Annotated in this window: 9 protein-coding genes; 7 read left to right on the forward strand and 2 right to left on the reverse strand. The window is 60.0% G+C overall.

Annotation, left to right across the window (positions count from 1 at the left end):
- The first annotated feature begins 164 nt into the window (after window positions 1–164).
- The 7 genes from AC628_RS21075 (at window position 165) to AC628_RS21105 (ending at window position 7,050) form a co-directional block, all read left to right on the forward strand.
- The gene (locus tag AC628_RS21075; protein WP_168193415.1) at window positions 165–1,094 is read left to right on the forward strand and encodes an ABC transporter substrate-binding protein; all 930 of its coding nucleotides are present in this window, start codon (window positions 165–167) and stop codon (window positions 1,092–1,094) included.
- Window positions 1,095–1,387: 293 nt separating this feature from the next.
- Entirely contained in the window at window positions 1,388–1,882 is a 495-nt protein-coding gene (locus AC628_RS21080) for an ABC transporter substrate-binding protein (protein ID WP_074128684.1), read from the forward strand.
- A 107-nt stretch (window positions 1,883–1,989) separates the two neighbouring features.
- A complete protein-coding gene (locus tag AC628_RS43030; protein ID WP_143201716.1) occupies window positions 1,990–2,211 on the forward strand; it encodes an ABC transporter substrate binding protein in 222 nt (73 codons plus the stop codon).
- 230 nt (window positions 2,212–2,441) lie between these two features.
- Window positions 2,442–3,431 (forward strand): ABC transporter substrate-binding protein, encoded by a 990-nt coding sequence (locus tag AC628_RS21090; protein WP_074128686.1) that lies wholly within the window; start codon window positions 2,442–2,444, stop codon window positions 3,429–3,431.
- 312 nt (window positions 3,432–3,743) lie between these two features.
- On the forward strand, window positions 3,744–4,649 hold the full coding sequence (locus AC628_RS21095; RefSeq protein WP_168193416.1) for an ABC transporter substrate-binding protein: 906 nt from the start codon (window positions 3,744–3,746) through the stop codon (window positions 4,647–4,649).
- Window positions 4,650–4,894: 245 nt separating this feature from the next.
- Complete coding sequence (locus AC628_RS21100) at window positions 4,895–5,857, forward strand: ABC transporter substrate-binding protein (protein WP_074128687.1); 963 nt, start codon at window positions 4,895–4,897, stop codon at window positions 5,855–5,857.
- Window positions 5,858–6,084: 227 nt separating this feature from the next.
- Complete coding sequence (locus tag AC628_RS21105; protein ID WP_074128688.1) at window positions 6,085–7,050, forward strand: ABC transporter substrate-binding protein; 966 nt, start codon at window positions 6,085–6,087, stop codon at window positions 7,048–7,050.
- Between the two features lie 366 nt (window positions 7,051–7,416).
- On the opposite strand, the gene AC628_RS21110 is transcribed toward AC628_RS21105, so the two are convergent.
- Together AC628_RS21110 and AC628_RS21115 are read right to left on the reverse strand one after the other, a co-directional pair.
- Window positions 7,417–8,397 carry an ABC transporter substrate-binding protein gene (locus tag AC628_RS21110; RefSeq protein ID WP_074128689.1) on the reverse strand — a complete coding sequence of 327 codons (981 nt, stop codon included), beginning with the start codon at window positions 8,395–8,397 and terminating at the stop codon, window positions 7,417–7,419.
- A gap of 227 nt (window positions 8,398–8,624) precedes the next feature.
- Window positions 8,625–9,902, reverse strand: a complete 1,278-nt coding sequence (locus tag AC628_RS21115; protein ID WP_245321254.1) for an adenylate/guanylate cyclase domain-containing protein — start codon at window positions 9,900–9,902, stop codon at window positions 8,625–8,627.
- Window positions 9,903–10,214 lie beyond the last annotated feature (312 nt).

Consider the following 10,214-nt stretch of genomic DNA (forward strand, 5'->3'; position numbering starts at 1 on the left):
GCTCTTGACCCATCTGCGACATGGACGGCCGAAATTTTTCGGCGCAAATTGAGCTTAGAACCGCCTTCCGACAATTGCATATTCCTACTGCTGCTTCGGGGCGAGCAATGCGACGGCGAGATTTCATTCAAGGAATTACCGCTGTTTCGGCAGCGTGGCCGCTCGTGGCTCGCACACAGCAACTTCCTGCGCAGCCGTTGATAGGTTTCCTTAGCACGCGCTCGCCCGAGGAAGCCGCCATTCATACCAGTGCCTTCCGCCGCGGGCTCGAAGAGATGGGTTATATCGAGGGTCGTAGCGTCGCCGTTGAGTATCGCTGGGCAAAGGGCGACTACAGCCAGTTGCCGCCTCTTGTCGCCGATCTGCGGAGCCGACCGCTTTCGGTCATCGTTGCCACCGGCGATCCGGCCGCGCACGCGGTCCGGGCAGCGGGCTTCGCCACACCGGTCGTTTTCATCGTCGGCCAGGATCCGGTGCGCACGGGTCTGGTGGCGAGCATGAACCGGCCGGGTAGGGCCACGGGCGTCAACTTCTTCACGGCCGATCTGGGCGGCAAACGGCTGGAGCTTCTTTGTACTTTTGTGCCGTCGGCGCACGTCATCGGGCTTCTGAACAACCCGAGCTTCGGGATGGAAGCAGTCGACCAGTTCCGACAGTCGGTAACCGCCGCAGCTCAGTCGCTCGGCCGCGAGTTGGTCCTGCAGAGCGCATCGACAGATGCCGAGATCGATTCCGGTTTTGCAGCGCTGATCAAGGCTGGCGTCACCGCCCTGGTGATGCAGAACGACCCATTCTTCGACTCTCGGCGGAGCCGGATTATTGCGGTGTCATCTCGTTATCGCCTGCCCGGCATCTTCCACATCCGGGAGTTTCCGGCGGATGGCGGGCTGATGAGCTATGGTGCCAGCCTCGCCGACACCTACCGCCAGGTCGGCGTGTATGCTGGCAAGATTCTACGGGGAGCCAAGTCGGACGACCTTCCGGTTTTGCGGCCGACCAAGTTCGAACTGGTCGTCAACATTCAGACCGCAAAAGCACTCGGCCTCACGGTACCACAATCCATCCTCATCGCGGCCGACGAACTGATCGAGTGAGATCGGCACGATGTCTGGATGCGGCCCCAAGCGCCGGTTGGGAGATGTCTGCTATTCCGCCGCTGTCAGGGGATAAGCTGACATCCAGCGAACCCGCCAAATGACGCGAGTGACCCATCCGAGACATCGCCGGCCGAATTTGCCGTGATGCAGACCATGCTGCTCACTTGACGGTGTGATAGGCTGTGAACCTCGTTGGGGACTACCACCTATGAGGCGACGGGACTTTGTTACCATGCTGGGCGGCGCGGCTACGTGGCCGCTTGCGGCACGCGCGCAAACAGCCTCGCCGGGTGCCGCGTGTCGGTTATGTCTGGATTGGTGCTCCCGGCACAGACGAAAGCACCGCCGGACTGCGTCGCGGGCTGGAAGATCGCGGATACGTCCTCGGTCGAACCCTCGTGCTCGAAGAGCGATATGCCAACGGTAACGCCAAGCGCGTGCCTGACCTGATTGCGGAGCTTCTGGCGCTCAATGTCGACGTGCTCGCAACTCCAGGCACCCTCATTTCGCGCGCCGCACAGCGCTCAACGGCGACGGTGCCCATCGTCCTGGTCCAAGGCGATCCGGTCGGCGCAGGGCTGGTAGCGAGCCTTGCGCACCCCGGGGGAAATGTAACCGGGCTGTCGCTGCTCTCGCTCGATTACGCCGCGAAGTGGCTGGAACTCCTCAAGGAGACTACGCCGAACTTCCGTCGCGTCGCGGCGCTTTGGACCACTGACAATCCGGGGTTCAGCCGGTGTGCCGAAAGGGCTCGAGCGCCGGCACAGACGCTACGCTCGAACTAACTATCCTCTCAGCGCAGCCGGAGGCGCTTGAGACTAGCCTTGCGGCGATCACTCCGGCCAAGTTCGACGGCTTTGTCGTTCCTGACGATCCATTCCTGGAGACGATCATGCCGCGCCTGATCACGCTCGCTGCGGAGCGCAAGCTCCCAGCGATTTACGGATTCAGCGCCGCGGTGAAGCATGGCGCCCTGAAGGGCGCTCTCCCCGCCGACCTACCAATCGAGCAAGCGACCAAAGTCAGTTTGAAGATCAACCTCAAGACCGCAAAGGCGCTGAGGATTGAACTGCCGCCGACGCTCCTCGCCAGTGCCGACGAGGTAATCGAGTAACTCGATTTTTGCGGCGCATATGTCGCGTCTTGGCCCTTTTCGGAAGTGCCGCGCTGGCTACCGAAAGTCCGGTGTCGGGGGTGAAGGGGACCTCACGGTTGCGCGGTCCAGACTTCCGAGTTTAACCCATCTCGGACATCGGCCGTCAACCAACAAGCCATCTGCGCCATCCCTTCAAAGAGTGGTACTCTTCGCCATTACGATGTCTTCTCCCAAGCCTGGGGCTGGACATGAGGCGGCGCGAATTCCTCGGCGTGTTCGGTAGTACCGCAATCGCTTGGCCGCTCGCCGCACGCGCGCAGCATGCCGAACGAATCAGGCGCATCGGTATGTTGATGGTGCATAGGGAAGCCGACCCTGAATTTAAGAACTACCTGGACGCTTTCCGACAGGGACTTCAGAAGCTCGGATGGGTCGAAGGCGGCAACATTCGAATCGACACTCGCTGGGGCGCGCTCGACGACGCGGAGGTAAGAGAACAATCTGCGAAGGAACTGCTCGCGCTGCAGCCTGACCTCATTCTTACACAAAACACGCCCCCCACGGCGTCGATGCTGCAACAAACGCATACAATCCCGATTATTTTTGTGATCGTTGCCGATCCCGTCGGCAGTGGTTTCGTTGCGAGCCTACCGCGGCCGGGCGGCAACGTGACCGGTTTCACGGTTATGGAGGCGACGACTGCCGGCAAGTGGCTAGAGCTACTCAAGGAGATTGAGCCGCGCCTTAGCCGGGCCGCTTTCTTGTTCAATCCAGCGACAGCGCCATTTGCAGAATATTACCTCGACCCATTCAAAACCGCCGCAGCATCCCTCGGAATGGAGGCAATACCTGCGCCCGTTCACGACGGGTCAGAGCTCGAATCCGTCATTGCCGCTCAGGGGCCCAGCACCGGCCTAATAGTGATGCCGGATGGATTTCTTAACGAGCATCGCGCCGAGTTGGTCCTGCTGGCTGCTCGCTACCACATACCGGCCATCTATCCATGGCGCTTCTTCCCTGAACTCGGCGGCCTGCTGTCCTACGGAAGTGAGCAGCGCGATCTGTTTCGGCTTGCCGCGACATATGTCGATCGCATCCTGAAGGGAGAGAAGCCGGCCGACCTGCCAGTGCAGGCACCGACCAAATACGAATTGGTGATCAATCTGAAGGCCGCCAAAGCGCTGGGTCTTACCGTTTCGCCTGCGCTACTTGCCCGGGCCGACGAGGTAATCGAATGAGGTCTCGCCACTTCCGTTGTTGGCCCATACCGACGAAATCCAGCGTTGGTCCGCATGTCGGCAGTCAGGGGTAGACCGGAAAAGGCTGACGTGTGGCCAAAACGACGCGAGTGACCCTGAGCCGACTTCGACCGGGCGCCCACTTTGCGACGCCGCATTTCCTTGGCGTCGCCTCCATCGGCACGTGATATCATGCGGACGCTACTGGGCTTCGGTAGAGGGTCATGCATGAAGCGAAGGGAGTTCATTAGGCTGCTTGGTGGCGTGACGATTATTTGGCCGCTCGCTACTCGTGCACAGAACACAGAGAGGATGCGACGCATCGGCGTGCTTGAGAATCTGGCTTCTGATGAGCAACGGCCGCCCCGCATCGGCGCATTTGTGCAAGGGCTGCAGCAATCAGGATGGGTCGTTGGTCGCGACTTGCGTCTCGACGACCGCTCGGCCGCAGGTAATCCCGACGACCTGCGCAAATTCGCAGCGGAATTCGCAGCGCTCTCACCTGACGCCATCCTGGCCGTTACTAGTCCGGCCGTCGGCGCATTGCTATCGGCAACCCACAATGTGCCCGTGGTCTTCGTACAGGTCATCGACCCGGTTGGTGCCGGCTTTGTCAATAGCCTGGCGCACCCAGGCGGTAACGCTACCGGTTTCATGCTTTTTGAATTCTCCCTAAGTGGGAAGTGGCTCGAGCTACTCAAAGAGATGGCACCAGGGATATCGAGAGTGGCAGTCGTTCGAGATCCTGCGATTGCCGCCGGCACTGGGCAGTTTGGCGCGATCCAAGCAGTGGCCTCATCCTTCGGCGTTGAGTTGACGCCGGTCGACGTGCGTGACCCAGCCGAGATCGAGCGCGGTATCAGCGCATTTGCGCGTGGGCCAAGTGGTGGTCTCATCGTAACAGCGAGCCCATTAGCAGTAGTACATCACGACCTGATCGTTAGCCTTGCGGGCCGGTACAGGCTGCCAGCGGTCTATTTTGCGCGGCTGTTTGCGACCGCCAACGGTTTGATCTCCTATGGAGCAGACGTGGCCGACCAGTACAGAGGTGCCGCTGGTTACGTCGATCGCATCCTCAGGGGCGAAAAACCTGAGGATCTACCGGTGCAGGTACCTACGAAGTTTGAGCTCGTGATCAACCTCAAGAGCGCTAAGGCGCTTGGGCTCACCATCCCCCCCCCCGCGCTGCTCGGCCGCGCCGACGAGGTGATCGAATGAGTGCCGCGTTTGTTGCAGCGCATGAGTCCGACAATGGGCCCTTAGCTGCTTCGCTGTCCGCACGCGCTAATGTCGGCTTGCGGGGTGCGAGCGGACCGAGGACGAAGATCGCCGTGACGCCCGCATGTGACCCCTTAGGCGACATCTGCTGTGAACTGGTGGCACCGGCTTTGGGTAGACGTTTCAGTCCCTTTATGGCGGTCGTTTGATCGGGTAAGGTGCCGTCTTCTGAGCCGGGGGCGCACATGCAACGGCGCGAGTTCATCAGGCTTGTCGGCGGCGCTACGGCGTGGCCGCTTGCGGCGCGCGCGCAGCAACGGAACGTGGCAACCATTGGGGTCCTGGTGCGTGCTGCTCCCGGCTGGGAGCGATTCTGGCGGTTGTTTCCTCAGGCGTTGCGCGACCTCGGCTACATCGACGGGAAAAACATTCGGTTCGAATTCCGGTCTGACCAGGGACAGATGAGCCATCTTCCCGAATTGGCGGCGGAATTGGTGCGGCTCAAAGTCAACTTGATCGTGCCTTGGTTCACGCCGGCTGCACTCGCGGCCAAGCAAGCGACGCACGAGATTCCAATCATCTGCGCGGCCTGCGGTGACATGGTCGGAACTGGGTTAGTCGAGAGCCTCGCCCGGCCGGGTGGAAATGTCACTGGCAATTCTAGCCTGAACGCGGAGCTTGCCGCCAAAACTGTCGAACTGATCCGCGAGATAGTGCCCTCTGCGAAGCGGGTCGCCGCACTGGCTAACGCGGCCGACCCCTTCTCGAAGTCGTTTCTTAAACAGATTCAGTTGGCGGGCGAAGCCACTGGCACGGTGATCGATCCGGTCATGATTCACGACGCCGAGGAACTCGATGCAGCGTTTGCGGCAATGGGGGGTCAATTGACCGATGCGATTGTTGTCCAGCCGAGTCTACCGACCAAACGAGCAGCGGACTTGGCGCTCAGCTATCGGATACCCGCCGTTTGCGCCTGGCGACAGTTTCCTCGCGATGGCGGACTCGCGGCCTATTTCGGTGCGGAAGATGACATGTACCGACAGGCCGCCGTTTTCGTGGACAAGATCCTGAAGGGAGCCAAGCCGGCGGATCTTCCGGTCGAGCAGCCGACCAAGTTTGAGATAGTGGTCAATGTAAAAACTGCAAAGGCGCTCGGCATAACAGTGAGGCCGGCGATTCTTGCGCGCGCCGACGAGGTCATCGAATAGCGCCAGCGATGTCGCCTAAGGCCCGCAGCTGCTTCCCTGTCCGCACGCGCTAATGTCGGCTTGCGGGGTCCGAGCGGACCGAGGACGAAGATCGCCGTGACGCCCGCATGTGACCCAACCGAGACATTGGCCAAGCCCAACCACAACACTCTCGACGCCGGTTTCCGCCCCTAGCGAAGCAACCGTCTTAACCGCTAAGATGCCGTCTCCTGAGCTTGGGCGAGCAAATGCGACGGCGCGAGTTCATCACACTTGTCGGCAGTGCGGCCACATGGCCGCTCGCAGCGCGTGCGGAGCAAATGCCGGTGATCGGCTTTCTAAGCCCCTTACCGAGCGGCGAGCCCCCGCCATTTGCCGGCTTCCGGCGGGGTCTGGCTGAAGAGGGCTATGTGGAGGGCAAAAACCTCGCAATCGAAAGCCGTTTTGCCAATTTCAGACCGGAGCTATTGAAGGAGGCTGCTGGCGATCTTGTTCGGCTTGAAGTGAATGTCATTTTCGCAGCTTATCCAGAGTCGCTTACTGCGGCCAGGAACGCAACGAGTAGCGTTCCTACTGTTGCGGTAGACCTGGAGAGCGATCCCGTTGCGATGGGATATATCAAGAGCCTTGCGCGCCCGGGTGGCAATTTGACCGGGATGTTTCTTGATCTTCCGGAGTTGAGCGGGAAACAGGTTGGGCTGCTCAAGGAGATGGTCCCCGGGCTCTCTCACATAGCAATCTTTGGCGTCCCCGGCCTCAACGCGGCCCAAATCGCTGCGGCTGCGGCGGCGGTACGGGCGGTCGGGGTCGAAGCCGAAATTATTGAAGTGCAGGTCCCGGATGATTGGAGACGCGCCTTGGAGGCCGCCAAAACAAGGCAGGTCGAAGCCGGTATTTTGTTGTCGTCGCCTCTTGTCTTCGTCTCTTCAAAGCAAATCGGGGAGCTTGCGTTGGCAAATCGACTCCCTCTCATTTCCTTGTTCGGCGAATTTCCAAAAGCCGCAGGTTTCATGGCTTATGGCCCAAACATAAACTCGATGTGGCGAAAAGCCGGGATTTATATTGGGAAAATCCTGCACGGTACCAAGCCTAACGACTTACCGATACAGCGGCCGGAGAAGTTCGATCTCGTAATCAACCTCAAGACTGCTGAAGCGCTCGGCCTCGGCGTGCCGCCGACGCTGCTCGCCCGCGCCGACGAGGTGATCGAATAGCGATGTTATTTGCTGCAACGCACGAGTCCGTTGTTGTGAAGGGTTTCGGACGCCGGCCGCTTGAGGGACGGCGCCGCGTATTCGGCGGCCGGCGTCCGAAACCCTTCACACTTACGGACTCGTACACCGCAGCAACTAAGGACCTATCAATCATCTCGTCGGCGATGGCGGTGATTTTTGTGGGCTCGCGCCGTTATTTCGCGCCCCGGTACATCACCGCTGCCGCCCATCGATGGCGTGGGTTTGAAATACGTCACCTCGTCCCCGTCGAACGAGAGAATGCGCGTCTGCATTGCGATTCCTATTGCAGAACGTTACCGAGATTATTCATGATCCGGCTCGTTTGTAACCAGAAGTTTCGCCTGTTCATTCGATCACCTTGTCGGTGCGTCCGAGCAGCGCAGCCGGAATGCTGATGCCGAGCACAGCTGCGGTTTTGGCATTGACGGAGAGTTGAATGCGCGTGGGTTGCTCGACCGGCATGTCGCCCGGATTGGCGCCGTCCAGAATCCGCTTCACGAAATAGCCGGAGCGGCGATAGAGGTCTCGCCGCGGCGCGCCGTAGCCGAGGAGGCCGCCGGCGTCGGTGAGCTCCGGGATAGTCGACAGCGTCGGGATGCGATGCTTGAGGGCCAGCGCCGCGATTGGCTCGCGCAGATCGATCAGCAAGTTATCGGGCACGATGAGTAAGGCATCCGAATTGCTCTTGTCGATGCCATCGAATGCGGCGTCGAGCTCGTCCGCCGAATTGGCTTCGAACGGGTTGACCATCGCCCCCAAAGCCACCGTGTGGCCACGAATGACCTCCACCAGCCCGTGGGTTGACGGATTGGCGGGATTGCCTAGGGTAGCGATCATGCGCGCCCGCGGCATGATCTCGAAAAAGTAGTCCAAGAGTTTGGGCGTCAGGTCCTCGTTCAGGTTCGATATTCCGGTCGTGTTACCGGCGGGGTGCGCTAGACTTGCGACTAGACCGGAGCCGACAGCGTTGGTGATCGACGTCATGACGATCGGAATCGACGACGTGGCGCGCTGCGCTGCCCGAACGGCGCTGATGGTGGTCGCTAAGATGACGTCGACCTTGCGTTCGACCAGTTCGCGGGCGAGGGCCGGAAAGCGTTCGTAGTTCCCTTCGGCCCAACGCAGGTCCAGCATATAGTCGCGACCCTCGCGCAGGCCGCTGTCCGAAAGCCCCTCTTTGAGGCTGTCCACGAAAATGCCGCTCGATTTCGCGGAACCGCTGCCGAGAAAACCGATGAGCGCCTTTTTCTTCTCCTGCGCAGCAGCCAGGAGGGCACCCGCCAGCGCCACACCGCCGAGAAGGATGATGGATTCCCGCCGTCTCATAGCTTTCCCCTACGGCCGACGAGAACAAACTTATCACATCATGCGTGGTTTGATGCGTGGTTTGCATCGCAAAATCCGCCTACTGACGTCGCCTTCGGGTCACGGGCGTCGTCTTCTGCACCAGACGGCAGCCTGTCGATTTCCGCTATGGCCTGTTAGCGACCGAGGTCGTGTGGCGTTGCAATATGTCGCGGTGGGTCAGCAGGCGATCTCGGAAGCCGGCGCGCTTAGGCGGCATGAAGTGCGGCATAGATCTGCATGTCTTCCGGCAGGCCCTTGAGGGCGTGACGTCCTCGATCTTCAAAGCGCAACCCCGATCCGGCAACGAGATCCCTAACCGTACTAGACACCAGGGTCGAGCCCGGTCCTGCAATGTCGGCGACGCGAGCGGCAATATTCACGGCTATCCCCCCAATGTCGTCGCCCTTCAATTCGATCTCGCCCGTGTGTATTCCAATACGCACATCAATGCCCAGCGAGTACACCGATTCAACGATAGAGGAAGCGCAGCGCACGGCTCGGGCCGGCCCTTCAAAAGTCGCAAGAAAGCCGTCGCCGAGGTTCTTGACCTCGCGGCCACGGAACCGTGTGAGCTGTTCGCGCACCATTCTATCGTGGTCTTCGACTAAGGTGCGCCACTGACGGTCGCCAAGCTCAGCGGCCCACTTTGTAGATTCGACGATGTCAGTAAACATCACGGTTGCAAGCACGCGGTCAGTTTCGATATCGCGCCGTGAGCCGGTCAGGAACTCCTCGACTTCCCCTGCGACGCGATCGATGATTTCTGGCTCGAATATAAACAAATGATTCTGGCCCGGCAGAGCGACCATCGTTGCACCGGGTACGTGGTTCGCAATATACCGTCCCGCATCAAATGGCACACGGATGTCGCCAGATCGGTGCAGCACGAGTGTGGGCGCATGGACCGAAGGCAAAATGTGCCGCGCATCGATCTCACTATTCATTCGCAGAATCGCTGCTACCGCTGATGGACTAGCAGCCTGTCGCTCGTAGCGAGCTAGCATGGGCAAGTCGATCGCGACATTGGGCATGAAGTTCTGTTTCAAAAACTCGCCGCTGCCCCACAGGCGATCTATGGAGTCGATTTGTTGCCTCAGTAAATTCTTGTCCCCCAAGATTGGGTGCTTGGCAAAGCTGGCATAAAGCACTAGGGCGCTGACACGCTCGGGATAGGTGGCGGCGAACAGGAGGCTCATCGGGCCACCCTCAGAGACACCGAACAGAGCTGCACGTTCGGAGCCCACTGCATCCATCACTGCTCGAACGTCGTCCATGCGGTCTTCAAGATTGGCGATGCCCGCGACACGGTCAGACAGCCCGGTACCCCGCTTGTCGAACCGGATCAGACGCGAGAAGTTCGACAAGCGGGAAAAGAAATATGACCAGCCAGGGTTTTCAAGCTGGCCATCAAGGTTGGAAACAAAGCCGGGCACAAAGACCAAGTCGAACGGGCCGCTTCCGGTAACTTGGTAAGCGATGCTCACATCACCGCTCTTAGCGTAGTGAGTTTGCGGAGCAGTCATTTCACCCCCAGTCACGTCCAGCGAAGGTCACTGGCCTCTTGTGTCGCTGGCGTCTTCCCTGGTGATCCTCGGATACAGGCTGGCCGTCTTGCCATTCACTAAGGATAACACAACAAAGGTGCGCGGCGTCGTTGCGGTGCGAAATTTTAGCAGGCTGATGTCCGCTTCGGGTGTGCGCCGTGAGAAGGCGGCGCTTTCCAGTGGGTGCAAACCCCACCCGGCAAACGCTCCAGCCGGAAGCAATCGGAGCAGTCATGGAGGTAACGAAGTGGC

Origin of the sequence: Bradyrhizobium sp. NAS96.2 (genome assembly GCF_001908235.1) — a bacterium.
In the GTDB taxonomy this organism is placed as follows: Bacteria; Pseudomonadota; Alphaproteobacteria; order Rhizobiales; family Xanthobacteraceae; genus Bradyrhizobium.

What these genes read in the sequence shown, in the direction of transcription:
- AC628_RS43030 (WP_143201716.1), top strand. Translation starts at nt 1,990, where the DNA reads ATGCCGCGCCTGATCACGCTCGCTGCGGAGCGCAAGCTCCCAGCGATT.
- AC628_RS21100 (WP_074128687.1), top strand. Translation starts at nt 4,895, where the DNA reads ATGCAACGGCGCGAGTTCATCAGGCTTGTCGGCGGCGCTACGGCGTGG.
- AC628_RS21110 (WP_074128689.1), bottom strand. Translation starts at nt 8,397, where the DNA reads ATGAGACGGCGGGAATCCATCATCCTTCTCGGCGGTGTGGCGCTGGCG.
- AC628_RS21090 (WP_074128686.1), top strand. Translation starts at nt 2,442, where the DNA reads ATGAGGCGGCGCGAATTCCTCGGCGTGTTCGGTAGTACCGCAATCGCT.
- AC628_RS21105 (WP_074128688.1), top strand. Translation starts at nt 6,085, where the DNA reads ATGCGACGGCGCGAGTTCATCACACTTGTCGGCAGTGCGGCCACATGG.
- AC628_RS21095 (WP_168193416.1), top strand. Translation starts at nt 3,744, where the DNA reads ATGCGACGCATCGGCGTGCTTGAGAATCTGGCTTCTGATGAGCAACGG.